This window comes from Kitasatospora sp. NPDC088391 (genome assembly GCF_044753345.1).
Lineage (GTDB): Bacteria > Actinomycetota > Actinomycetes > Streptomycetales > Streptomycetaceae > Kitasatospora.
On the sequence record NZ_JBIVNB010000005.1, the window covers coordinates 449672 to 473366 of the forward strand.

20 protein-coding genes are annotated in these 23695 nt (G+C 73.5%); 8 read left to right on the top strand and 12 right to left on the bottom strand.

Annotated elements, in window-relative coordinates; all coding sequences use genetic code 11:
* The first annotated feature begins 23 nt into the window (after positions 1-23).
* The 3 genes from ACIQBJ_RS18580 to aroA all read left to right on the top strand — a co-directional run bounded on the left by ACIQBJ_RS18580 (position 24) and on the right by aroA (position 3336).
* Entirely contained in the window at positions 24-848 is an 825-nt protein-coding gene (locus ACIQBJ_RS18580; RefSeq protein ID WP_400711376.1) for a carbohydrate ABC transporter permease, read from the top strand.
* A gap of 41 nt (positions 849-889) precedes the next feature.
* A complete protein-coding gene (locus ACIQBJ_RS18585) occupies positions 890-1945 on the top strand; it encodes a hydroxyacid dehydrogenase (protein ID WP_400710936.1) in 1056 nt (351 codons plus the stop codon).
* A 158-nt stretch (positions 1946-2103) separates the two neighbouring features.
* Positions 2104-3336: a 3-phosphoshikimate 1-carboxyvinyltransferase gene (gene aroA / locus ACIQBJ_RS18590; protein ID WP_400710939.1), complete on the top strand. Its 1233-nt coding sequence runs from the start codon at positions 2104-2106 to the stop codon at positions 3334-3336.
* A gap of 33 nt (positions 3337-3369) precedes the next feature.
* Here aroA and ACIQBJ_RS18595 read toward each other — a convergent pair whose 3' ends face one another.
* Genes ACIQBJ_RS18595 through ACIQBJ_RS18605 form a run of 3 tightly spaced genes read right to left on the bottom strand, consistent with a single transcriptional unit; the run spans position 3370 to position 6552 of the window.
* Positions 3370-4227 (bottom strand): carbohydrate ABC transporter permease, encoded by an 858-nt coding sequence (locus tag ACIQBJ_RS18595; RefSeq protein ID WP_400710943.1) that lies wholly within the window; start codon positions 4225-4227, stop codon positions 3370-3372.
* On the bottom strand, positions 4224-5198 hold the full coding sequence (locus ACIQBJ_RS18600; RefSeq protein ID WP_400710946.1) for a carbohydrate ABC transporter permease: 975 nt from the start codon (positions 5196-5198) through the stop codon (positions 4224-4226). The genes ACIQBJ_RS18595 and ACIQBJ_RS18600 overlap by 4 nt, the downstream gene beginning before the upstream one ends.
* A gap of 46 nt (positions 5199-5244) precedes the next feature.
* Entirely contained in the window at positions 5245-6552 is a 1308-nt protein-coding gene (locus ACIQBJ_RS18605) for an extracellular solute-binding protein (RefSeq protein ID WP_400711379.1), read from the bottom strand.
* Positions 6553-6754: 202 nt separating this feature from the next.
* Here ACIQBJ_RS18605 and ACIQBJ_RS18610 point away from each other — a divergent pair, with 202 nt between their 5' ends.
* Entirely contained in the window at positions 6755-7567 is an 813-nt protein-coding gene (locus tag ACIQBJ_RS18610; protein WP_400710949.1) for an IclR family transcriptional regulator, read from the top strand.
* A gap of 28 nt (positions 7568-7595) precedes the next feature.
* Here ACIQBJ_RS18610 and ACIQBJ_RS18615 read toward each other — a convergent pair whose 3' ends face one another.
* The 3 genes from ACIQBJ_RS18615 to ACIQBJ_RS18625 form a co-directional block, all read right to left on the bottom strand.
* Positions 7596-8249, bottom strand: a complete 654-nt coding sequence (locus tag ACIQBJ_RS18615; RefSeq protein ID WP_400710954.1) for a Pr6Pr family membrane protein — start codon at positions 8247-8249, stop codon at positions 7596-7598.
* 87 nt (positions 8250-8336) lie between these two features.
* Positions 8337-9917, bottom strand: a complete 1581-nt coding sequence (locus ACIQBJ_RS18620; RefSeq protein ID WP_400710957.1) for a flavin-containing monooxygenase — start codon at positions 9915-9917, stop codon at positions 8337-8339.
* An 83-nt stretch (positions 9918-10000) separates the two neighbouring features.
* Positions 10001-10741 (bottom strand): GNAT family N-acetyltransferase, encoded by a 741-nt coding sequence (locus tag ACIQBJ_RS18625; RefSeq protein ID WP_400710960.1) that lies wholly within the window; start codon positions 10739-10741, stop codon positions 10001-10003.
* Between the two features lie 170 nt (positions 10742-10911).
* Here ACIQBJ_RS18625 and ACIQBJ_RS18630 point away from each other — a divergent pair, with 170 nt between their 5' ends.
* From ACIQBJ_RS18630 to ACIQBJ_RS18645, 4 genes are all read left to right on the top strand, one after another.
* Positions 10912-12075, top strand: coding sequence for a CaiB/BaiF CoA transferase family protein (locus tag ACIQBJ_RS18630; protein WP_400710963.1), 1164 nt, complete (start codon positions 10912-10914; stop codon positions 12073-12075).
* Positions 12076-12132: 57 nt separating this feature from the next.
* Positions 12133-13275, top strand: coding sequence for an acyl-CoA dehydrogenase family protein (locus tag ACIQBJ_RS18635; protein WP_400710966.1), 1143 nt, complete (start codon positions 12133-12135; stop codon positions 13273-13275).
* 70 nt (positions 13276-13345) lie between these two features.
* A complete protein-coding gene (locus ACIQBJ_RS18640; protein ID WP_400710969.1) occupies positions 13346-14566 on the top strand; it encodes an acetyl-CoA C-acetyltransferase in 1221 nt (406 codons plus the stop codon).
* 41 nt (positions 14567-14607) lie between these two features.
* Positions 14608-16776 carry a 3-hydroxyacyl-CoA dehydrogenase NAD-binding domain-containing protein gene (locus tag ACIQBJ_RS18645; protein ID WP_400710972.1) on the top strand — a complete coding sequence of 723 codons (2169 nt, stop codon included), beginning with the start codon at positions 14608-14610 and terminating at the stop codon, positions 16774-16776.
* Here the strand turns inward: ACIQBJ_RS18645 and ACIQBJ_RS18650 are convergent.
* The 6 genes from ACIQBJ_RS18650 to ACIQBJ_RS18675 all read right to left on the bottom strand — a co-directional run bounded on the left by ACIQBJ_RS18650 (position 16764) and on the right by ACIQBJ_RS18675 (position 23559).
* Positions 16764-17507, bottom strand: coding sequence for a MerR family transcriptional regulator (locus tag ACIQBJ_RS18650; RefSeq protein ID WP_400711382.1), 744 nt, complete (start codon positions 17505-17507; stop codon positions 16764-16766). The genes ACIQBJ_RS18645 and ACIQBJ_RS18650 overlap by 13 nt on opposite strands.
* Positions 17508-17588: 81 nt before the next feature.
* Positions 17589-19076, bottom strand: a complete 1488-nt coding sequence (locus ACIQBJ_RS18655; protein ID WP_400710975.1) for a hypothetical protein — start codon at positions 19074-19076, stop codon at positions 17589-17591.
* A 64-nt stretch (positions 19077-19140) separates the two neighbouring features.
* Entirely contained in the window at positions 19141-20157 is a 1017-nt protein-coding gene (locus ACIQBJ_RS18660) for an isopenicillin N synthase family dioxygenase (protein WP_400710978.1), read from the bottom strand.
* 124 nt (positions 20158-20281) lie between these two features.
* Positions 20282-20356, bottom strand: a complete 75-nt coding sequence (locus ACIQBJ_RS18665; RefSeq protein WP_399171238.1) for a putative leader peptide — start codon at positions 20354-20356, stop codon at positions 20282-20284.
* A 71-nt stretch (positions 20357-20427) separates the two neighbouring features.
* The gene (locus tag ACIQBJ_RS18670) at positions 20428-20985 is read right to left on the bottom strand and encodes a DinB family protein (RefSeq protein WP_400710981.1); all 558 of its coding nucleotides are present in this window, start codon (positions 20983-20985) and stop codon (positions 20428-20430) included.
* A 162-nt stretch (positions 20986-21147) separates the two neighbouring features.
* Positions 21148-23559 (bottom strand): ATP-binding cassette domain-containing protein, encoded by a 2412-nt coding sequence (locus ACIQBJ_RS18675; protein WP_400710984.1) that lies wholly within the window; start codon positions 23557-23559, stop codon positions 21148-21150.
* Between the last annotated feature and the right edge of the window lie 136 nt (positions 23560-23695).

Below are 23695 nucleotides of genomic sequence, written 5' to 3' on the forward strand. Positions count from 1 at the left end.
GCCCGCCGCGCCGCCCCCGGACGATGTCGCGGACCGCCGTCAACGGCGCCCTCGTCCTCGCCACCCTCTACACCCTGCTGCCGCTCGGCTGGCTGCTCAGCGCCTCCGCCAAGAACACCGCCGACCTGATCGGCGGCCGCGCCCTCGGCACCGGCAACTTCCACCTCGCCCGGAACCTGGAGGACCTGGCCGCCGCCGGCGACGGCATCTACTTCCGCTGGTACCTCAACTCCCTGCTGTACGCCGGGATCGGGGCCGTGCTGTGCGCGCTGATCTGCGTCTGCGCCGGGTACGCGTTCCACGTCTACTCCTTCGCCGGCAAGGAGAAGCTGTTCGGCCTGGTGCTGCTCGGCGTGCTGGTGCCGACCACCGCGCTCGCCCTGCCGATGTACCTGCTCGCCTCCCAGCTGCACATCGTCAACACCTACTGGGCGGTGCTGCTGCCCTCGCTGGTCAACCCGTTCGGGGTGTACCTGGCCCGGGTGTTCTGCGCCGGCTACCTGCCCGGCGAGGTGCTGGAGGCCGCCCGGATGGACGGCGCGGGCGAGCTGCGGATCTTCCGGTCGATCGGCCTGAAGATGGTCATGCCCGGCTTCGTCACCGTGTTCCTGTTCCAGTTCACCGCGATCTGGAACAACTTCTTCCTGCCGCTGGTGATGCTCTCCGACAACCGGCTCTTCCCGGTCAGCCTCGGCCTGTACTCCTGGAACGCCCAGACCCGCGCCTTCCCCGAGTACTACCCGCTGGTGGTCACCGGCTCGCTGCTCGCCGTCCTCCCGCTGGTCGTCGCCTTCGTCGGGCTCCAGCGCCACTGGAAGGCCGGACTCACCGCCGGCAGCGTCAAGTAACCCCTTCCGTCCTCCACCCGCGCCCGATGGGGAGCCCCGCCATGCCCAACTCCGCGCCCGCCGAGGCCCCGCCCGGCGCCGCCGCCACCCGGACCCGCCCGCGCGCCCTGCTCGCCATGCACCGCGACCTCGCCGCCCGGCTGATCTCCCCCGAGGTGATGGCCCGGCTGGTCGAACTCGCCGACCTCGACCCGGAGCTGGTCGTCGACGACTTCACCACCCCGGAGGGCGCGGCCGCCCTCGCCGAGGCCGAGGTGATCGTCAGCAGCTGGGGCTGCCCGCCGCTCACCCCCGCCGTGCTGGACGCCGCGCCCCGGCTGCGGGCCGTGCTGCACGCGGCCGGCTCGGTCAAGCACCACGTCACCGACGCCTGCTGGGAACGCGGCCTCGGCGTCACCTCCGCCGCCTGGGCCAACGCCCTCCCGGTCGCCGAATTCACCGTCGCCGCCGTGCTGTTCGCCAACAAGCGGGTGCTCCGGCTGGCCGCCGACTACCGGGGCCGCCGGGCCCCGCACGACTGGCAGGCCGCCTACGCCGGGGCCGGCAACTACCGGCGCACCGTCGGCATCGTCGGCGCCTCCCGGATCGGCCGGCGGGTGCTGGAGCTGCTGGCCCCCTACGACTTCGAACTGCTGCTGCACGACCCGTACCTGACGGCCGACCAGGCCGCCGCCCTGGGCGCCGAACCGGTGACGATGGACGAACTGTGCGCCCGCTCCGAGGTGTTGAGCGTGCACGCCCCCGAACTCCCGGAGACCAGGCACCTGCTGGACGCCCGCCGGATCGCCCTGATGCCGGACGGCGCCACCCTGGTCAACACCTCGCGCGGCTCGCTGATCGACCAGGACGCGCTCACCGCCGAACTGCTCACCGGCCGGATCGACGCCGTCCTCGACGTCACCGTCCCCGAGACGCTGCCGGTCGACTCCCCGCTCTACGACCTCCCCAACGTGCTGCTCACCCCGCACGTCGCCGGCTCGCTCGGCGGCGAACTGCCCCGGATGGCCGCCGCCGCGGTCGACGAACTCGCCCGCTACACCGCCGGGTTGCCGTTCGCGCACCCGGTGACCCGGGAGGAGATCGGGCGCACCGCCTGAGCGCCCGCCCCGGGTCCCGGCCCCGCACCCCCGACGGGGCGCGGGGCCCGCGCGTCGGGACCGCGGTGTCCACACTGTAGAACGCGCCGCCCCGGAGCGGGTGCGGGAGGCAGGATCGGGGGAGTCCTGTCGTCCTGCCCCCGCTGGAGCGCTGCCCCGTGTCCCTGGTCGAGATTCCCGGTTCGAAGTCGGTCACCGCGCGCGCGCTGTTCCTCGCGGCGGCGGCGGACGGGGTCACCACGCTGTCGCGGCCGCTGGTGTCGGACGACACCGAGGGCTTCGCGGAGGGCCTGCGCACGCTCGGGTACGAAGTCGAGCGGGAGCCCGGCGAGTGGCGGATCACCGGGCGGCCGCAGGGCCCGGCGGCGGACGGCGCCGAGGTGTTCTGCCGGGACGGGGCGACCACCGCCCGGTTCCTGCCCGCGCTGGCCGCGGCCGGGCGCGGCGCCTTCCACTTCGACGCGTCCGCGCAGATGCGCCGCCGCCCGCTGGCCCCGCTCACCGGCGCGCTGCGCGACCTGGGCGTCGAGGTCACCCACCACGGGCAGGAGGGCCACCACCCGCTGAGCGTCCGCACCGACGGCGTCGAGGGCGGCGAGGTGGTGCTCGACGCCGGCCTGTCCTCGCAGTACCTGACGGCGCTGCTGCTGCTCGGCCCGCTCACCCGCACCGGCCTGCGGGTCCGCGTCACCGACCTGGTCTCGGCCCCGTACGTGGAGATCACGCTGGCGATGATGCGCAGCTTCGGCGTCGAGGTGCGGCGCGCCGGCGACGTCTTCGAGGTCCCGGCGGGCGGCTACACGGCGACCGCGTACCCGGTCGAGCCGGACGCCTCCACCGCCTCGTACTTCTTCGCCGCCGCCGCGCTCACCGGCCGCACCGTGACGGTGCCGGGGCTGGGCCGGAACGCGCTCCAGGGCGACCTGCGCTTCGTCGAGGTGCTGGAGCGGCTCGGCGCCGAGGTGGAGACCGGCGCGGACGCCACCACCGTCACCGGCCGCGAACTGCGCGGCGGCACCGTCAACATGCGGGACATCTCCGACACCATGCCGACGCTGGCCGCGATCGCGCCGTTCGCCGCCGCGCCGATCCGGATCGAGGACGTCTACAACACCCGGGTCAAGGAGTGCGACCGGCTGGAGGCGTGCGCGCGGAACCTGCGCCGCCAGGGCGTGGACGTCGCCACCGGCCGGGACTGGATCGAGATCCGCCCCGGCACGCCGAAGGCCGTCGAGATCGAGACCCACGGCGACCACCGGATCGTGATGTCCTTCGCCGTGGCGGGCCTGCGCACCCCCGGCACCACCTTCGACGACCCGGGGTGCGTGCGGAAGACCTTCCCCGGCTTCCACGACGCGTTCGCCGCCTGGGCGCAGCAGCGCGAAGGCTGAGCACCCGGGCGGCGCGACACCGTTGACGGCCCGTCAGTCCTTCACCGCGCCGCCCAGGCCGGACACCATGTGGCGCTGGACCAGCACGAAGAAGACCAGCACCGGCACGGTCATCAGGGTGGAGGCGGCCATGATGCCGCCCCAGTCGTTCTCGTCCGGCTTGAAGAACACCATCAGCGCCGCGGGGAGCGTCTGGTGGTCGGTGTCCAGGATCAGCGTCTTGGCGAAGACGAAGTCGTTCCACGCCGTGATGAAGGAGAACACGCTGGTCGCCGCCAGGCCCGGGGCGACCAGCGGGAACAGGATCCGCCACAGGACGGTGAACCGGCTCGCCCCGTCGATCCGGGCCGCCTCCTCCAGCGACTCCGGGACGGCCGCGACGAAACCGCGCAGCATCCACACCGCGAACGGCAGCGAGAACGCCAGGTTCACCAGCATCAGCGAGCCCAGCGAGGACAGGCCGAAGGCGGGCGCGACCGTGCCGACGTCCCGGACCAGGAAGAACAGCGGGATGGTCAGCGCCTCGACCGGCACCATCTGCGCCACCAGGAACATGATCAGGATCGTGGTCCGGAACCGGAACCTGAACCGGGACAGCGCCACCGCCGCCAGGAACGCGACCGCGGCGGACAGCACCACCACGACCACCGCCACCAGCAGGCTGTTCACGAAGTACCGCCCGAACCCGGACACCCCCAGCGCGTTCCGGAAGTTCTCCAGCGTCGGCGCGAACGTCCACGGCCGCGGGTGCGCCGAAGTGATCTCGCCCTTCGGCTTCAGCGCCGACAGCACCATCCAGTACAGCGGGAACACGGTGAGCAGGGCCAGCACCACGGCAACGGTGTTCGCACCCTGCCGGAGCACCCGGCTGTCACGCTTGCCGATGATCACAGTTCCTCCCCGGAGCGGCGCAGGGTACGGATGTACACGGCGGTGACGGCCAGCAGGATCAGCGTCATCAGGACGCCGATCGCCGCGCCGAGGCTGTAGTTCTCGGCGACGAAGGCCTTCTGGTAGGCGTAGACGTTGAGGACCAGGTTCTGGCCGGCGATGCCGCCGCCGCCGGTCATCACGTAGATCTGGGTGAAGACCTTGAAGTCCCAGATGATCGACTGGATGACGACGATCACCAGCAGCGGCCGGAGCATCGGCAGCATGATCCGGCGGAAGACCGTGGCGGTGCCGGCGCCGTCCAGGCGGGCGGCCTCCAGGACGGAGTCGGGGATGGCCTGGATGCCCGCGTAGAGGGTGATCATCACGAACGGGAAGCTGTGCCAGACCACGACCACGGCGACCATCGCGAAGGCCGACCACTTGTCGTACATCCAGTTGTGGCCCTGGGTGCCGAGCAGTTCGTTGACCAGGCCGGTGTTGGTGTCCAGCAGGAACATCCAGACCGTGGAGCCGGTCATCGCGGGCGCCGCCCAGGCGCCGAGCGCGCCGAACATCAGCATCAGCCGCGGCCCCCTGCCGACCCGGGTCAGCAGGACCGCGCAGACCGCGCCGGCCACCAGGGTGGCGACCACGCAGAAGGCGGCGAAGGCCAGGGTCTGGCCGAGCACCGACCAGAACTGGGCGTCGCCCAGCACGTCGGTGTAGTTGGCCAGGCCGAGGAACTCGGTGGGCACCCCGCCGGACGCCTGCGGCTGGCCGAACTTCAGCACCGAGAGCAGGCCCAGCTGGTACAGCGGATAGCCGAACAGCGGGATCAGCACCAGCGCGGCGGGCAGCAGCAGCCACAGCGGGGCGGGAACCCGGGCCAGTGGCCCGGGGCGGCGGCGGCCCTTCGCGGGGGCGCCGCCCGCCGGGCGGACCGGGGAGTCCCCGTGGTCCGCCCGGGCGGTGACGGTCGTGGCAGGCATCGACAACTTCCGGTCTCTTCTAGCGAGTTGACGGCTTCTCGGCCGCTTACTTACCGCTGAAGGCGGCGTTCATCGCGGTGGCCGCCTCCTTGCTCGCGGCCGCGACATCGGCCTTTCCGGTGATCACCTTCTGCAGCATCGTCGGGACCACGGCCTGGGCGTCGATCTTGGCCCAGGCGGCGTCCTTCGGCACGAACTTCGTGCCCGCCGCGATGGTGTCGGTGAACGGCTTCAGCCAGGGCTGCTTCTGCGTCACCTCGGCCTGCGCCGAGGACAGCGTCGGCAGGTTTCCCATCGCGTCGAACAGCGCCAACTGGTTCTTCTTCGAGGCGAGTTCCTTGATGAAGTCGGCGGCCAGACCGCGGTGCTGGGTGGACTTCATGACGCCCAGGTCGTTGCCGCCGGAGAACGCCGGGGCGATCTGCCCGGCGCTCGCGCCCGGCAGCGGCACGATCGCGTACTTGCCCTTCGCCGCGCCCGCCTCCACCGCGCTGCGCGAGGAGTTCGGCAGGATCGCCATGCCGGCCTTGCCCGCCGCGAACGCCTCGACGGTCTTGCCGCCGGTCAGGTCCGCGCACTGCTGGGCCGGGCAGATCCCGTCCGAGAACAGGTCGGTGTACGCCTTCACGCCCGCCTGCGACGCCGCCGAGTCGAGCGAGGAGGCGTACCCGGCCCCGCCCTTCGCGGCCAGGTCGCCGCCGTTCGCCCAGACGAACGGCAGCGCGCCGAAGGTGTACTTGCCGCCGACCGCGATGCCCAGCAGGTCGCCGTGCGCCGAACGGACCTTCTCCGCCGCCGACTTCAGCTCCGCGTAGCTGGTCGGCGCCTGCAGGCCCAGCTCGGTGAACACGTCGGTGCGGTAGTACAGCGCCCGCACGCCCAGCCACCACGGCAGACCGTAGGTCTTGCCGTCCACCACCGCGGTGTCCTTCAGGTCCTGCGGCAGGTCCTTGCCGTCCTCCCAGCTCGCCAGGTCGGAGGTGATGTCGGCCAGGCCGCCCGAGGCGGTGTAGCCGAACAGGTCGGTGTTGCCGAACTCCACCACGTCCGGCGCGGAGGACGGGTCGTTGAACGCGCCCTTCATCTTCTCGGCGCGCGGGCCCGCGTCGGTCGGGATGTACGAGACCTGGACGTCCACGCCCGCGTGCTTCGCCTTGAAGTCGGCGACGGCCTGCGCCACCACCTGCTCCTTCGGCGCCCGGTTCGCCTCGTCGTACAGCCACACCTTCACGGTGCCGGTCTGCTTGTCCGCCGAGGCGGTCGTCTTCGCGGTACCCGGCGCACAGGCCGTGGCCAAGGTGCCGGCCAGCACGGCAAGGGCCGCAACGACAACACCACGGGCCGGCTTCTTCATGCTCAACTCATCTCCTCGCCGCAGCGGGACGCACCTGCACAAGCCGGGACAGACCGGCACATGCAGTGGGGGATCGGTGTGTAGCGGGACGTTAGAAAGCCGCCGGGCACGCCGACAAGAGCAGAAGGTAAAAGTTGTGCAATGCAAAACGATGTGCTGCGGAACTGGCACCGGCCGGGTCCGACCCGTAGCGTCACACCCCATGACCAGCACCGCCGCCGACAGCCGGACGCCCGCCGAACGGCCGGAACGCAACCAGTCCGCGTCGCTGCGCCGCGCCCTCGCCGTGCTCGAACACGTCCGCGACCACGCGGCGGCCGGCACCGACCTCAGCCTCACCGCGCTCGCCGACGGACTGGAGATGTCCAAGTCCACCGTGCTCCGGCTGGCCGCCCCGCTGGTCGACGCCCAACTGCTCGCCCGCGACCGCGACACCGGCCACTACCGGCTCGGCCCCGGCGCGCTCCGCCTCGGCCAGGCCTACCTCGCCACCCTCGACCTGCGCACCGCCGCCTCCGAGGAGGCCCACCAGCTGATGCGCGAGGTCGGCGGCACCGTCCACCTGTGCGTCCCCGACGCCCCGTACGTGGTCTACGTCGACAAGGTCGAGAACGAGACCGCCGTCCGGATGGCCTCCCGGATCGGCAGCCGCGCCCCGATGTACTGCACCGCCGTCGGCAAGGCCATGCTCGCCTGGCTCCCCGAGGACGCCTTCGCCACCGTCGTCGCCGACGGCCTCCCCGCGATCACCACCCGCACCCTCACCTCGGCCGCCGCGCTGCGCACCGAACTCACCCGCATCCGCACCCGCGGCTACGCCGTCGACGACCGCGAGAACGAACCCGAGGTCCGCTGCATCGCCGCCCCCGTCTTCGACCACAACAACACCGTGATCGGCGCGATCTCCACCTCCGCCCTCACCTCCCGGATCACCGCCGCCCGGGTCCGCGAACTCGGCCCCGTCGTCGCCGCCACCGCCGCCCGGGTCTCCCGCACCATGGGCTCCACCCGCTGACGGCGCCGCCGCCCGGCGCCGGGCGGCGTCAGGCGGCGTCCGGGGTCGGGGCCGGGGTGCGGCGGAGCCTGGTGCCGAGGCGGTCGAGGCCGATGACCAGGGCGCCGAGGGCGACGAACTCGACGGTGAGCTGGACCATCTGGAGGCCGACCCAGCCGTAGCCGTGCTCGCCGGGGTCGAGGAAGAAGTAGGGGTAGCGGACCGGGAAGTCCGGGAAGAGGACGGCGCGGCCCTCGGTGAGGAAGGCGTAGCCCAGCGGGAAGGACAGCCACAGCGGCAGGTCGCGCCAGCGGGAGGCGTTGCGGGGGGCGAGCAGCAGCCAGTCCGCGAGCACCATCAGCGGGGTGGTGTAGTGCAGGAAGAAGCTCGACCAGTGCTGCAGCCGGTCCGGGCCGGAGACCAGGCCGGGCAGCGGGTTCTCGCCGTGGTTGAGCAGCACGTGCGCGACGATGCCGGTGATGGTGATGTACAGCACGGCGGCGCCGCGCAGGCGCGGGGCCGGGGCGTCGACGGTGTTCCGCTTCAGCATCCAGTACGCGGCCCCCAGGAAGTAGCCGAGCACGATCACGTTGCTCTGGATGGTGAAGTACACCAGCGAACTGTTGCTGGTGAAGATCCCCAGGAACGCGGAGAGGACGATGGCGCAGCGCCACCACAGGGCGGGGCGGGTCCGGACGGTCATGCGGTCACCGGTGTTCGTTTCGGCGGTGCCCCCCGTGGGCACGACAGATCGCCGCACTCTACCCGCCGGTCCGCCGCGGCGAGAAGATCACCCGACCCGGGCGGGCACCGGGACGGCGCCGGGGGAGAAGTGCAGTTCGGGGTCGGTGACCCGGTCGACGGCGAGCAGCCGGACGTCCTCCCGGTACCCGGCCGAGCCCCGCCACGGCCCCCGGTCGCCCTGCCGGGGCAGCACGTCGACGGCCCGCCGGACGTAGCCCGCCGCGAAGTCCAGGAGCGGCCGGACGGGCATCGCCGGGTCGGCGACCTCGGGGCGGCAGATCCGCTGCCCGTGCCGGTCCATGTGGGCCAGCAGCCGGCAGAGGTGCGCGCCGAGCAGGTCGACCTTCAGCGTCCAGGAGGCGTTGGTGTAGCCGATCGCGTACGCGAAGTTGGGCACGCCGGAGAGCATCACGCCCTTGAAGGCGACCGCGCCGGCCACGTCCACCGGCTCGCCGTCCACCAGCAGCCGGACGCCGCCGAACAGTTGGAGCTCCAGCCCGGTCGCGGTCACCACCAGGTCGGCCTCGACCTCCCGGCCGGACTCCAGCAGCACGCCGCGCTCGGTGAAGCTGCGGACCCGGTCGGTGGCGACCGAGGCCCGGCCCTCCCGCAGGGCCCGGAACAGGTCGCCGTCGGGGACGGCGCACAGCCGCTGCTCCCACGGGTCGTACGGCGGGGCGAAGTGCTCGTCGACCGGGTAGCCGGCCGGCAGCAGGCGGGAGTTGACCCGGCGGATCAGGCGGCGCGCCGCCCCCGGGTACCGGCGGCAGAACGACCAGATCAGCCGCTGCCGGGCGATGTTCTTGCGCCGGGCCAGCGCGTGGCCGCGCTCCTCGCCGAACAGGCGGCGCAGCAGTTCGGCGGCGGCGTCGCGGCGCGGCACCGGCATCACGTACGTGGGGGTGCGCTGCAGCATCGTCACGTGCGCGGCGCGGTCCGCCAGCGCGGGCACCAGGGTGACGGCGGTGGCGCCGCTGCCGATCACCAGGACCCGCCGGCCGGTGTGGTCGAGGTCGGCGGGCCAGTGCTGCGGGTGCACGACGGTGCCGGTGTAGCGCTCCCGGCCCGCGAACTCCGGGGTGTGGCCCCGGTCGTAGCGGTAGTAGCCGGTCGCGCCGAACAGCCAGCCGCAGGTCAGGGTGGAGCGCCCGCCGGTGTCGGTGTGCTCGACCTCGACCGTCCAGCGGGCCTCGGCGCTCGACCAGGACGCGCCGACCACCCGGCGGTGGCAGCGGACGCGCTCGCGCAGGCCGTGCTCCTCGACGGTCTCCCGCAGGTAGGCGAGGATCTGCCCGCCGTCGGCGAGCGACTCCCGGTGCCGCCACGGCTTGAACGCGTAGCCGAAGGTGTACAGGTCGGAGTCGGAGCGGACGCCCGGGTAGCGGAACAGGTCCCAGGTGCCGCCGCAGTCCGCCCGTGCCTCCAGCACGGCGAACCGCTTGTGCGGCAGTTCGGCGGCCAGGTAGCGGGCGGCGCCGATGCCGGACACCCCGGCCCCGACGATCAGGACGTCCAGGTGCTCGACCCCGCCCTCGGGCGCGGGCGGGGCGGGCGTCGGCTCGGCGGGCACGGGAACTCCTCGGACGGGGCGGACGGGGCGGACGGGGCGGATGGTGGACACTCCCATGATCGCTACCCCGCCGGGCCGCCGCGCAGCGGTGAGGTGCGCCACAGCGGCGAGGTGCGCCGCGGTGGCCCGCCCGGTGGCGCTCAGGGCGTGCGGAAGCCCCGGAAGACCACCGCGCGGCGGACCTCGAACCCGAGCCGCCGGTACAGCGCGAGCGCCGGGTTGCCCGCCGCGACGTGCAGGAACGGGCGCTCGCCGCGGGCGGTGATCCGGGCCGCGACCTCGCCCACCAGGTGGGCGGCGTGGCCCCGCCCGCGGGCCTCGGGCGCGGTGCAGACCGCCGACACCTCGGTGAAGCCGGGCGGGCGCAGCCGCTCCCCGGCCATCGCCACCAGCGCCCCGCCCTCGCGCACCCCCAGGTAGGTGCCGAACTCCCGGGTGCGCCCGCGGAACGGGCCGGGCCTGGTCCGCTCCACCAGGTCCAGCATCTCCGGGACGTCGGCCGGGCCCAGCTCGACCAGCTCGGCTCCCGCGCGCAGCGCCGGGCGGACGGTCTCCCGCTGCACCAACTGGAAGCCGTCCAGGGTGAATTCGGGCTCCCAGTGGGCGGGCGGCAGCGCCGGGCAGCTGAACAGGTCGGCGAAGGCGTCGGCGCCGAGCAGCCCCACCAGGTCGTCCCAGGCCCCGGCGGCCGGGCCCCCGGCCCCCGGACCCCCGGTCACCGCGCAGAAGGTCGACACCTCGGGGTCGTAGCGCACCGCGTCCCCGTGCCGCCGGGCCAGGTGCGCGTGCGCCCCGGCGAGCGAGGCCGCCACCGGGTCGTCCAGCACGGAGTCGTCCGGCCCCCCGGGGCCGTCGGGAGCGGAAGCGTCGAGGTCGTGCACGGTCGGGTCCCCCCTCGGGTCGGCGGTTCTCCGTCCCATGATCGCGCACGCCCGTCCGGGCACCCGACGGGCCCGGGGCGAACACCCGCGCGGGCCCCTTGTTACCGGCGGGTCACGTGCCTATCATCGCCACTGTGACAGCTCCACTGTCAAACCCTGGGAGACGGTCGATGACGACCCCCGCACCAACCCCGCCCGCCGACGCCCCCGCCAGCCGCCCGACCGGCCCGCTCGCGGGCGTCCGGGTCCTGGAACTCGCGGGCATCGGACCCGGCCCGTTCGCCGCCATGCTGCTCGCCGACCTGGGGGCGGACGTGGTGCGGGTCGACCGCCCCGGCGGACAGACCCTGGGACCGGCCCCGGAGCAGGACCTGACGAACCGGAACAAGCGCTCCGTCCTGGTCGACCTCAAGTCCGCCGAGGGCCCCGGCCTGGTCCTCGAACTCGCCGCCCGCGCCGACCTGTTGATCGAGGGCTACCGCCCGGGCGTGGCCGAGCGGCTGGGCGTCGGACCCGCGGACTGCCTGGCCCGCAACCCGGCCCTGGTCTACGGCCGGATGACCGGCTGGGGACAGGACGGCCCGCTCGCCCCGCGGGCCGGGCACGACATCACCTACCTGGCGACCTCCGGCCTGCTCGGCCTGATCGGCCCGCCGGACGGGCCCCCGGCGATCCCGGCGAACCTGCTGGGCGACTACGCGGGCGGCTCGCTCTACCTGGTGGTCGGCCTGCTCGCCGCCCTGCACCACGCCCGCGCCACCGGCGCCGGCCAGGTGGTGGACGCCGCGATCGTCGACGGCGCCGCCCACCTCTCCACCCTGCTCTGGGGCCTGCTCGGCGCCGGCCTCTGGCAGGACCGCCGGGGCGCCAACCTGCTCGACGGCGGCGCCCCCTGGTACGGCACCTTCGCCACCTCCGACGGGCAGTGGATGGCCGTCGGCCCGCTGGAGCCGCAGTTCTACGCCGAGTTCGCCCGCCTGCTGGACCTCGGCGCGGACGCCCCCGACCAGTACGACCTGGCGCGCTGGCCCGAACTGCGCGAACGGATCGCCGCCCGCTTCGCCACCCGCACCCGGGACGAGTGGACCGAGCTGTTCACCCCCCACGACGCCTGCGTCGCCCCCGTCCTGACGCTCCGCCAGGCCGCCGGGCACCCGCACCTGACCGCCCGCGGCAGCTACACCGTCCGGCACGGCACCCCGCAGCCCGGCACCGCGCCCCGCTTCTCCGCCACCCCCGCCGCCCTGCGCACCCCGCCGCCCGCCCCGGGCGCGCACACCGCCGAGGTGGCCCGCGACTGGGCCGTCCCGGCCCTGGCCCCGCCCGCCTCCTGACCCCACCCGCCTCCTGACCCCACCCGTCTTCCCGCCCGTCTCCCGAAGGGACGTCCGTTGCAGCGCGAGCTCTACACCGAGGAACACGAGGACTTCCGCGAGACCGTCCGGGCCTTCCTCGCCAAGGAGGTCACCCCGCACCACGCCCGCTGGGAGCAGCAGGGCGTGGTCGACCGCTCCGCCTGGTCGGCCGCCGGAAAGGCCGGCCTGCTCGGCATCGCCGTGGACGAGCGGTACGGCGGCGGCGGCGCGCCCGACTTCCGGTTCGCCGCGGTGCTGGCCGAGGAGTTCGTCCGGGCCGGGGCCAGCGGCCTGGCGATCGGCCTGCACAACGACATCATCGGCCCCTACCTGACCGGCCTGGCGAACGAGGAGCAGAAGGAGCGCTGGCTGCCCGGCTTCTGCTCCGGCGAGCTGATCGGCGCCATCGCGATGACCGAGCCCGACACCGGCTCCGACCTGCAGGCGATCCGCACCACCGCCGTCGACGCCGGCGACCACTACCTGCTGAACGGCGCCAAGACCTTCATCTCCAACGGCATCCTCGCCGACCTGGTCGTGGTGGTGGCGAGGACCACCGCCGAGGGCGGCGCGCACGGCCTGAGCCTGCTGGTGGTGGAGCGCGGCATGCCGGGCTTCGAACGCGGCCGCAACCTCGACAAGATCGGCCAGAAGGCCCAGGACACCGCCGAGCTGTTCTTCCAGGACGTCCGGGTGCCGAAGGCCAACCTGCTCGGCGAGGAGCACCAGGGCTTCCTGTACCTGATGCGCAACCTGGCCCAGGAGCGGCTGGCCATCGCGGTCGCCGCGATCGCCGCCGCCGAGTTCCTGGTCGAGGAGACCACCGGGTACGTCAAGCAGCGCACCGCGTTCGGCCGCCCGCTCGCCAAGCTCCAGCACGTCCGCTTCGAGATCGCCGAACTCGCCACCGAGTGCGCCGTCACCCGGGCCTTCGTGGACCGCTGCGTGACCGAGCACAACAAGTACGCGCTGACCCCGGTGGACGCCTCGATGGCCAAGTGGTGGGCCACCGAACTGCAGAAGCGCACCGCCGACCGCTGCCTGCAGCTGCACGGCGGCTCCGGCTACATGAGCGACAGCGCGGTCGCCCGGGCGTTCACCGACGGGCGCGTCCAGACCATCTACGGCGGCACCACCGAGATCATGAAGGAGATCATCGGCCGCTCCCTGCTCGCCTGAGGCCCGCCCGCCCGAAGCCCGCACCCCCCCGAAGCTCGCCCGCACCCTTCGCCCGAAAGGCATCTCCACCGTGACCACCGAAGCGTACGTCTACGACGCGATCCGCACCCCGCGCGGACGCGGCAAGCAGACCGGCTCCCTGCACGGCACCAAGCCGATCGACCTGGTGGTCGGCCTGATCCACGAGCTGCGCCGCCGGTTCCCGACCCTGGACCCGGCCGCGATCGACGACATCGTGCTCGGCGTGGTCAGCCCGATCGGCGACCAGGGCTCGGACATCGCCCGGGTCGCGGCGATCGCCGCCGGGCTGCCCGACACCGTCGCGGGCGTGCAGGAGAACCGCTTCTGCGCGTCCGGCCTGGAGGCCGTCAACCTGGCCGCGGCGAAGGTCCGTTCGGGCTGGGAGGACCTGATCCTGGCGGGCGGCGTCGAGTCGATGTCCCGGGTGAGGATGGGCTCGGACGGCGGCGCCTGGTTCGCCGACCCGATGACCGCGTACGAGACCGGCTTCGTCCCGCAGGGCATCGGCGCCGACCTGATCGCCACCGTCGAGGGCCTGAGCCGCACCGACGTGGACGCGTTCGCCGCCGAGTCGCAGGCCCGGGCCGCCAAGGCGCAGGCCGACGGCCTGTTCGACCGCTCGGTGGTGCCGGTGCGCGACCGCAACGGCCTGGTGGTGCTCGGCCGCGACGAGTTCATCCGCCCCGGCACCACCGTCGAGACGCTGGCCGGCCTCAAGCCGTCCTTCGCCGACATCGGCGAGCTCGGCGGCTTCGACGCCGTCGCGCTGCAGAAGTACCACTGGGTGGAGTCCATCGACCACGTCCACCACGCGGGCAACTCCTCCGGCATCGTGGACGGCGCCGCGCTGGTCGCGATCGGCTCGAAGGAGATCGGCGAGCGCCACGGCCTCACCCCGCGGGCCCGGATCGTCTCCGCCGCGGTCTCCGGCTCCGAGCCCACCATCATGCTCACCGGCCCGGCCCCCGCCACCCGCAAGGCCCTCGCCAAGGCCGGGCTGACCGCCGCCGACATCGACCTGGTCGAGATCAACGAGGCGTTCGCCGCCGTCGCGCTCCGCTTCATGCGCGAACTCGGCTTCCGCCACGACCAGGTGAACGTCAACGGCGGCGCGATCGCGCTCGGCCACCCGCTCGGCGCGACCGGCGCGATGCTGATCGGCACCCTGATCGACGAACTGGAGCGCCGCGACCTGCGCTACGGCCTGGCCACCCTGTGCGTCGGCGGCGGCATGGGCATCGCCACCGTGATCGAACGCATCAGCGCCTGACCACCCGTCAACTCACGTACTCACCCAAGGACTTCACAGACATGACCGACGTGAGCAGCCCCATCCGCTGGGAGCAGGACCAGGACGGCGTGGTCACCCTCGTCCTCGACGACCCCGCCCAGTCCGCCAACACCATGAACGCCGCCTTCACCGACGCGCTGGAGGCGACCGTCGAACGGCTCGCCGCCACCGCGGAGGTGACCGGCGTCGTGATCACCTCCGCGAAGAAGACCTTCTTCGCGGGCGGCGACCTCAAACTCCTCTCCACCGTCGGACCGGACGACGCCGAGCAGGTGTTCGCCAACTCGATGCGGATCAAGCGCGCGCTGCGCCGCCTGGAGACCCTCGGCCGGCCGGTGGTCGCCGCGATCAACGGCGCCGCGCTCGGCGGCGGCCTGGAGATCGCCCTCGCCTGCCACCACCGGATCGCCCTGGACGCCCCCGGCAGCAAGATCGGCCTGCCCGAGGTCACCCTCGGCCTGCTGCCCGGCGGCGGCGGCGTGGTCCGCACCGTCCGGATGCTCGGCATCACCGACGCCCTGCTCAAGGTGCTCCTGCAGGGGCAGCAGTACCGCCCGGCGCAGGCCCTGGAACACGGCCTGGTGCACGAACTCGCCGCCACCGACGAGGAGATGGCCGCCAAGGCGCGCGCCTTCATCGCAGCGAACCCGACCGCCGCCCAGCCCTGGGACGCCAAGGGCTACCGGATTCCCGGCGGCACGCCCAGCACCCCCGCGCTCGCCGCCAACCTGCCGGCCTTCCCCGCCAACCTGCGCAAGCAGCTGAACGGCGCGCCCTACCCGGCGCCGCGCAACATCCTGGCGGCGGCCGTGGAGAGCACCCAGGTCGACGTGGACACCGCGTTCGCGATCGAGGCCAGGTACTTCGTCGAACTCGCCTGCGGGCCCACCTCGAAGAACATGATCCAGGCGTTCTTCTTCGACATGCAGGCCGTCAACTCCGGTGCCTCCCGCCCGAGTTCGGTGCCCGCCCGGAAGGCCGCCAAGGTCGCCGTGCTGGGCGCGGGCATGATGGGCGCGGGCATCGCGTACTCCTGCGCCAAGGCGGGCCTGGACGTCCTGCTCAAGGACGTCACCCAGGAGGCCGCCGACCGCGGGAAGGCGTACAGCGCGGGCCTGCTGGACAAGCAGGTGGCGCGCGGCCGGACGACCGCCGAGGAGCGCGAGGCGTTCCTGGCCCGGATCACCCCCACCGCCGACCCGGCCGCGCTGGCCGGCTGCGACACCGTGATCGAGGCGGTCTTCGAGAACCCCGAGCTCAAGCACAAGGTGTTCCAGGAGATCCAGCACCTGGTCGCCCCCGACGCGCTGCTCTGCTCCAACACCTCCACCCTCCCGATCGGCCTGCTCGCCGAGGGCGTGGACCGGCCGGTCGACTTCATCGGCCTGCACTTCTTCTCGCCGGTCGACAAGATGCCGCTGGTCGAGATCATCCGCGGCCCGCAGACCGGCGACGAGGCACTGGCCCGCGCCTTCGACCTGGTCCGGCAGATCCGCAAGACCCCGATCGTGGTCAACGACTCCCGCGGCTTCTTCACCTCCCGGGTGATCGGCCAGTTCCTCAACGAGGGCGTCGCGATGATCGGCGAGGGCCTCGACCCGTCCTCCGTCGAGCAGGCCGCCGCCCAGGCCGGCTACCCCGCCAAGGTGCTCTCGCTGCTGGACGAGCTGACCCTCACCCTGCCCCGCAAGATCCGCAACGAGACCCGGCGCGCCGTCGAGGAGTCCGGCGGCAGCTGGACCGTCCACCCCGGCGAGGTGGTGATGGACCGGATGCTCGACGAGTTCGACCGCCCCGGCCGCAGCGGCGGCGCCGGCTTCTACGAGTACGAGAACGGGCGGCGCACCCGGCTCTGGCCCGGCCTGCGCGAGCACTTCGTCCGGGAGGGCGCGGAGATCCCGTTCGAGGACATGAAGGAGCGGATGCTGTTCGCCGAGGCGATCGACTCGATCCGCTGCCTCGACGAGCACGTGCTCACCTCGGTCGCCGACGCCAACATCGGCTCGATCCTGGGCATCGGCTTCCCCGCCTGGACCGGCGGCGTCCTGCAGTACGTCAACGGCTACCCCGGCGGCCCGGCCGGCTTCACCGCCCGGGCCCGCGAACTCGCCGCCGCCTACGGCGAGCGCTTCGCCCCGCCCGCCTCGCTGGTCGCCCTCGCCGAGAGCGGCGGCCGCTACGCGGACTGACCCTCCGGGCCCGCCTCCTCCCGGGGGCGGGCCAGCTCCTCCGCCAGCGAGCGCTGGAAGGCCGTGACCAGCGCCTGCACCACCATCGGCTGGATGCGGTCGGTCAGCTCCTTCATCCGCTCCAGCTCGGCCGGCTCCGGGCCGCTCTCCCGGTACGGGCGCCACACCGTGTCCCGGAACAGCCGGTGCAGGTCGTGCGCGGTGGCCCGGCTGTGCAGCCGCACCACCGCGCGTGCCGCCACCAGGGTCTCCAGCGGGATCGGCACGTCCAGCACCCGCACGCCCAGCGGCAGCAGGCCCGGCTCGACCTTGAACACCTCCGGGTCCTCGGTGCGGTGCAGCGCGCCCATCGCCGCCAGCCGGTCCAGGTCGGCGTCCGACAGCGCCCGCCCGGTCCGCCGCTCCAACTGCGCGCGGCTCGCCTCCTCCGCCGACTCCGGCGTCCAGGACGCCACCAGTGCCCGGTGGATCGCCAGGTCCAACGCGCCGATGTCCTGCGGCATCTCCGCCAGGTAGCGCTCGATCGCGGCCAGCGTCAGCCCCTGCCGCTGCAACTCCTCGATCAGCTCCAGCCGCCCCAGGTGCTCGGCCCCGTACAGCCCCACCCGGCGCGGCCCCAGCTCCGGCGGCGGCAGCAGCCCCTTGGCCCCGTAGAACCGCAGCGTCCGCACCGTCACCCCGGCCCGCGCCGCCAACTCGTCCACCGTGAACCGCGGCCCCGCGCCACCCATCGCACCCCAGCCCTCGCACCAGCACCACTGTGACACCAGCAGTGTGACACCGGCCGCCACCGTCGCACCAGGACGGGCCCGTCAGCAGCTCGGCGCCGTCGAGTCGCTGATCCGGTACTGCTCGCGCTTCACGTTCACGGTGTCGCCGGTCCGGACGTCCCACAAGGCGGCCCAGTCCCCAGCGGCCGGGAACACCAGGTACGGGTGGTCGGCGACCGGCGCGGCCCCGTCCCAGCCGCCCTCGCCGACCGCGCGCAGGCAGACCCGGCGCGCGGCGATGCCGAAGTACGGGGCGGGCTGCCGGCCGTCCCGGGCCTGCTGCTGGGCGGTGGCGGCAGCACGCGAGGCGGGGACGATGATCTGCGACCGGTACAGTGCGAGGGCCCCGGAGAAGGCGACGAACAGGAGCGCCGAGGCGACCGCCAGCCCGCCGAAGGTCCGGAAGGCGTGCAGGTGGCGGGCGTAGCCGAGCAGGGACACCGCCACCAGCGGGCCGGCCACCACCACCAGCGCCTTGCCGTCGGCGATCACCTGCCAGATGGCGGGGACCTGCGCGTCCTCCCGGTTCAGCCCGAACCCGTCCAGGTAGAAGGCGTGCAGCGAGAAACCGAACCCGGGCAGCCCGACCAGCAGGATCGGCAGCAGGGCGGGCACCAGCCAGGCGGCGGTCGCCTGCCAGCTCAGACCGCGCAGCAGCAGTCGCAGGCCGTTGCCGCAGAGCAGGATGCCGATCGTGGCCAGGGCTGCGGGCCACAGTTTCGGCGACGCCCCGGCGGCGAGGGCCGTCGCCGCCGCGAGGACCACGGCCACGACCGCACCGACCGCGCACGCCACCACCGGGCTGTGCCGGGGCCCGGCCGCCCAGTGGGCCGAGTGGACGACCACCGCGCCGGTCGTCGCACCGCTCAGCGCGGCGACCACCAGCCCCACGACCCAGGCCGGGACGCCGAGGTGCAGCCCGCCGAGCAGCAGCCCGGTCAGCAGGGCCAGGATCAGCAGGCCGCTCGCCAGCGGAACCGCCACCCGGCCCGGCAGCACCGGTGCCCCGGTCCGGCCGGGCCGGTCCAGTTCGGCGCCGACCGGCCGCGGCAGGCCGTCCGCCGGTGGCAGTGCGACACCGGGAAGGGCCCGGACGGCCTCGGCCTCGGCCCGGGCGCGAATGTCCGGGCCGGGCGGCAGGAACACCTCCCGGCCGGTGTCGTACAGCCTGGTCCGGGCTGCCAGCGGGCCGAACCGGGTGGGCCACCCCACCGGCCGCTGGACGAAGTAGCGTCCGCGCGGCGGCTCCTGGTGGACGATCGGTTCCTGCAGTCGCAGATCGACCTCGGCCGGACTGCGGCCCGCCAGCCTGCCCAGGGTCAGGCGTGCCGCCAGGGCCGCACCTGCCCGCGAACCCGTCACGCCCGCCTCGACGAGCCAACGGGCCCGGCGCGGCCCGTCCTCGTCCAGCACCGTCACCACCCAGCCGTGGGCCTCCAGCGCCTCCGCCAGCTTCGCCCGGCCCTTGGCCGTGCCGGTCACCTCGACGTCCATCCGGAACCAGTGGTCGTACGCGTCGTACGCGATCATCCCGCCCCTCCCCGTTGATAGGGCGGGGAGCCTACCCGGCCGGTCGGACAGCGAACGTCGCAGATCAGCCCGTCGGGAGCAGGTCGGCGTGGTGGCGGCGGGTGACCGCCGGGTGGGCGCGGGCGTAGCCCTTCAGTTCGTTGAAGCCGAAGTCGGCGTGCAGGGGGTTGGCGGGGTCCTCGGTGACGCCCGGGGCGTGGTGGGCGTGCGGGAAGTCGAGCGGGGCGATGTGGGCGTCCAGGCGGGGGTTGTAGAAGAACGGGACGGAGAAGCGCTCGCGGGCGGCGGGCGGCGAGACCACCCGGTGCGAGGTGGCGCGCAGGTAGCCGTCGGTGGCGACCTCCAGGAGTTCGCCGAGGTTGACCACGAAGGCGCCCTCCAGCGGCGGCACGTCGAGGAAGCTCCCGTCCGGGCGCTCGACCTGGAGGCCGCCGACGGTGTCCTGGAGGAGCAGCGTGATGAAGCCGTAGTCCTTGTGGGTGCCGACGCCCTGCGGGGCGCCGTCCGGGGCGGTGCCCGGGTAGCGGACCAGCTTGAGGTGCAGGTGCGGGTGCGGGGCGAAGGCGTCGTCGTAGAAGTCCGGGCGGGCGCCGATCGAGGCCAGCAGCGCGTGCAGCAGGCGGTGGCCCACCCCGTCCAGGCGGTCGATCCAGTGCAGGGCGGCGTCGCGCAGCTCCGGCAGGGCGGCGGGCCACTGGTTGGGCCCCTCCAGCCACCAGTACGCGGGCTCGCCCGGGGCGGGCACGTGCGGGGGCAGCTCGGTGCCGATGTCGAGCTGGTCGCGCCAGTCCCGGCTGCCGCCGGTGCGCTCGTCGCCGGTGCGGGTGTAGCCCCGGAAGTGCGGCGAGTTGAGGTTGCTGACGGCCAGCCGGTCGGCCTCCGGGAGGGCGAAGAACGCCCGCATCGCCGAAGTCAGGGCGGCCGTCTCGGCGGCCGTCACGCCGTGCCCGACGAGCTGGAAGAAGCCGACGCCGGTCGCGGCGTCGCGCAGCTCGCGGTGCAGCCGGGCACGGTCGGCGGGGCCGCCGTCGGCGAGCGACAGGTCGATGACGGGGAGGGAGGTGGGGTGCTGCAGCGTCATGGGTGTGCGTCCGCGGTGAACGAGCCCCGGCGGGGGCGGCGGGTCGCGCCGGACGGGCCGGGGGAGGCGGGTGCCCGCGCGGGCCGCGATGGCGGAGGGCGGGGCGGGGGTCTGGAGGACGAGGTCAGCCTGAGCGTCGACAGGACATGCTGATCACGCGGCACAGGTCCACGTGGCGGCGGCTGACGAGAAGGAGCACCCCACCAGGTTACAACCCCCGCCCGGAACCCGGCCGTGCGGTCGGTGCCCAGCGGTACCGTCAGTGCCCCGTCAGTACCCCGTCGCGCCGTCGACGCGCTCGCGCAGCAGGTCGGCGTGGCCGTTGTGGCGGGCGTACTCGGCGAGCAGGTGCACCAGGACGCGGCGCAGCGCGACCGGCTGCCCGCTGGCCTTGTGGACACCGGTGGCGTCCAGCGAGGGGGCCTCGGCGACGATCCGGCGGGAGCGCTCGACCTGGGAGCGCCAGACCGCCAGGTCCGCGGCGAAGTCGCCGTCGAGCCGCTCGAAGTCCTGCTCCGGGTCGTCGTCCGAGTAGTACAGCTGCGGCCGGGACTCGTCGCCGGCGAACTGGATCTCCAGCCACCACTGCTCGACCCCGGCGAGGTGCCGGACCAGCCCGTGCAGGCTCAGCCCGGACGGCGGCACCAGCCGCTCGGACAGCCGCTCCACCGGGACGCCCGCGCACTTCAGCGCGAAGGTCTCCCGGTGGAAGTCCAGGTAGGAGGTGAGGATCTCGCGTTCGTCGCCGACCAGCGGCGGCGTCCCGCGCCCCTCGGCGGCGGCCCACGGCTGGGCGAAGTTCAGGGGCGGTGCGGTCGGTTCGGTCATGACCGCCACCCTGCCAGGCCCCGCCGACAGCCGGACAGCCGGACAGCCGGACAGCCGGGCGCGACGGCCCGGGCGAACGGCGCGTCCGCCCCTTCCCGTCGACCGGCGGTCATGGTCGACGGGAAGGGGCGGTGCTGTCGCCCGGGTTCTCCGGCCGGGGTGTCAGGCGCCGACGTACTGGGCGAGGTGCTGGCCGGTGAGGGTGGTGGGGGCGGCGACCAGGGCGGCGGGGGTGCCCTCGAAGACGACGGTGCCGCCGTCGTGGCCGGCGCCCGGGCCGAGGTCGATGATCCAGTCGGCGTGGGCCATCACGGCCTGGTGGTGTTCGACGACGATGACGGACTTCCCGGAGTCGACCAGGCGGTCGAGCAGGCCGAGGAGCTGCTCGACGTCGGCCAGGTGCAGGCCGGCCGTCGGCTCGTCCAGCACGTAGACGTCGCCCTTGTCGGCCATCTGCGCGGCCAGCTTGAGGCGCTGGCGCTCGCCGCCGGAGAGGGTGGTGAGCGGCTGGCCGAGCGTCAGGTAGCCCAGGCCGACGTCGACCAGGCGCTTCAGGACGGTGTGCGCGGCGGGCGTGCGGGCCTCGCCGGAGCCGAAGAACGCCGCGGCCTCGTCCGCGGACATCGCCAGCACCTCGGCGATGTTCCGGCCGCCGAGCCGGTACTCCAGCACCGCCGCCTGGAAGCGCTTTCCCTCGCACTCCTCGCAGACCGTCGAGACCCCGGCCATCATCCCCAGGTCGGTGTACACCACCCCGGCGCCGTTGCAGGTCGGGCAGGCGCCCTCGGAGTTGGCGCTGAACAGGGCCGGCTTGACGCCGTTCGCCTTGGCGAAGGCCTTCCGGATCGGCTCCAGCAGGCCCGAGTACGTGGCCGGGTTGGAGCGCCGCGAACCCCGGATCGGGCTCTGGTCGATCGCCACCACCCCGTCGGGCGCACCGCCCTTCAGCGCGGCCCCGTTGACCAGCGAGCCGTGCACGAGCGAGCTCTTCCCGGAGCCCGCCACCCCGGTGACCACGGTCAGCACGCCCAGCGGCACGTCCACGTCGACGTCCCTGAGGTTGTGCGCGTCCGCCCCGCGGATCTCCAACACGCCCGTGGGGGTGCGGACTTCGGACTTCACCGCGGCCCGGTCGTCGAAGTGCCGGCCGGTCACGGTGTCGCTGCCGCGCAGGCCGTCCACGCTGCCTTCGAAGCAGACCGTGCCGCCCCCGGAGCCCGCGCCCGGGCCGAGGTCGACCACGTGGTCGGCGATCGCGATGGTCTCCGGCTTGTGCTCCACCACCAGCACCGTGTTGCCCTTGTCGCGCAGCCGCCGCAGCAGCCCGTTCATCCGCTGGATGTCGTGCGGGTGCAGGCCGGTGGTGGGCTCGTCGAAGACGTACGTGACGTCGGTCAGCGAGGACCCCAGGTGCCGGATCATCTTGACCCGCTGCGCCTCGCCGCCGGAGAGCGTCCCGGCCGGGCGGTCCAGCGACAGGTAGCCGAGGCCGATCTCGGTGAAGGAGTCCAGCAGCCGGCCCAGCGAGGCCAGCAGCGGCCCCACCGAGGGATCGCTCAACTCCCTTACCCAGTCCGCGAGATCGCTGATCTGCAGGGCGCAGGCGTCGGCGATCGACAGGCCCCGGATCTTCGAGGAGCGGGCGTCCGCGCCCAGCCGGGTGCCGTCGCACTCCGGGCAGGTGGTGAAGGCCACCGCCCGGTCCACGAACTCGCGGATGTGCGGCTGCAGGGCGGACCGGTCCTTGCTGAGCATCGACTTCTGGATGCGCAGCACCAGGCCCTCGTAGGTCATGTTGATGCCGGCGATCTTCATCCTGGTCGGCTCCAGGTACAGGAAGTCGTGCCGCTCCCGCTCGCTGTACGCGTCGATCGCCCTGTCCGGGTCGACCAGGCCGGACTCGGTGTACAGCCGGTAGTTCCAGCCGCCCGGCTTGTAGCCGGGGATGGTCAGCGCGCCCTCGTTCAGCGACTTCGAGCCGTCGTACAGCTGCCCCAGGTCGATGTCCGAGACGCTGCCCCGCCCCTCGCAGCGCGGACACATGCCGCCCGCCCGCCCGAACGTCCGCTCCTCGGTCTTCGTGCCCTCGCCGCGCTCCACCGTGATCGCCCCGGCGCCGTGCACCGTCGGCACGTTGAAGGAGAACGCGGGCGGCGGGCCGATGTACGGGTCGCCGAGCCGGCTGAACAGGACCCGCAGCATCGCGTTGGCGTCCGTCGCGGTGCCCACGGTCGACCGCGGGTCGGCGCCCATCCGCTGCTGGTCCACGATGATCGCCGTGGTCAGGCCCTCCAGCACGTCCACGTCCGGGCGGGCCAGCGTCGGCATGAAGCCCTGGACGAAGGCGCTGTACGTCTCGTTGATCAGCCGCTGCGACTCCGCCGCGACCGTCCCGAACACCAGCGAGCTCTTGCCCGACCCGGAGACCCCGGTGAACACCGTCAGCCGGCGCTTCGGCAACTCGACGCTGACGTCCTTCAGGTTGTTCACCCGGGCCCCGTGCACCCGGATCAGGTCGTGGCCGTCCGCCGTGTGCTCCCCGCCCGGCCCGCCCGGCCGTCCCGCGCCGCTCATCGTCCTCGTCCCTCCGTCCGGCGGCGCCCGTGGCGGCTCCGCCGCCCCGAATCCAACCATCCCGAACCACCAGGAACCGGCAGACATCGATTCTCGTCCGAACCATGCGCGGGTAAAGTGACCGGCCGAACCACGG

Bases quoted from the DNA above. Each gene is read 5' to 3' on its own strand.
- ACIQBJ_RS18580 (WP_400711376.1), top strand. From the start codon at position 24: ATGTCGCGGACCGCCGTCAACGGCGCCCTCGTCCTCGCCACCCTCTAC.
- ACIQBJ_RS18585 (WP_400710936.1), top strand. From the start codon at position 890: ATGCCCAACTCCGCGCCCGCCGAGGCCCCGCCCGGCGCCGCCGCCACC.
- ACIQBJ_RS18600 (WP_400710946.1), bottom strand. From the start codon at position 5,198: ATGCCTGCCACGACCGTCACCGCCCGGGCGGACCACGGGGACTCCCCG.
- ACIQBJ_RS18605 (WP_400711379.1), bottom strand. From the start codon at position 6,552: ATGAAGAAGCCGGCCCGTGGTGTTGTCGTTGCGGCCCTTGCCGTGCTG.
- ACIQBJ_RS18610 (WP_400710949.1), top strand. From the start codon at position 6,755: ATGACCAGCACCGCCGCCGACAGCCGGACGCCCGCCGAACGGCCGGAA.
- ACIQBJ_RS18615 (WP_400710954.1), bottom strand. From the start codon at position 8,249: ATGACCGTCCGGACCCGCCCCGCCCTGTGGTGGCGCTGCGCCATCGTC.
- ACIQBJ_RS18620 (WP_400710957.1), bottom strand. From the start codon at position 9,917: ATGGGAGTGTCCACCATCCGCCCCGTCCGCCCCGTCCGCCCCGTCCGA.
- ACIQBJ_RS18630 (WP_400710963.1), top strand. From the start codon at position 10,912: ATGACGACCCCCGCACCAACCCCGCCCGCCGACGCCCCCGCCAGCCGC.
- ACIQBJ_RS18645 (WP_400710972.1), top strand. From the start codon at position 14,608: ATGACCGACGTGAGCAGCCCCATCCGCTGGGAGCAGGACCAGGACGGC.
- ACIQBJ_RS18650 (WP_400711382.1), bottom strand. From the start codon at position 17,507: ATGGGTGGCGCGGGGCCGCGGTTCACGGTGGACGAGTTGGCGGCGCGG.
- ACIQBJ_RS18655 (WP_400710975.1), bottom strand. From the start codon at position 19,076: ATGATCGCGTACGACGCGTACGACCACTGGTTCCGGATGGACGTCGAG.
- ACIQBJ_RS18660 (WP_400710978.1), bottom strand. From the start codon at position 20,157: ATGACGCTGCAGCACCCCACCTCCCTCCCCGTCATCGACCTGTCGCTC.
- ACIQBJ_RS18670 (WP_400710981.1), bottom strand. From the start codon at position 20,985: ATGACCGAACCGACCGCACCGCCCCTGAACTTCGCCCAGCCGTGGGCC.
- ACIQBJ_RS18675 (WP_400710984.1), bottom strand. From the start codon at position 23,559: ATGAGCGGCGCGGGACGGCCGGGCGGGCCGGGCGGGGAGCACACGGCG.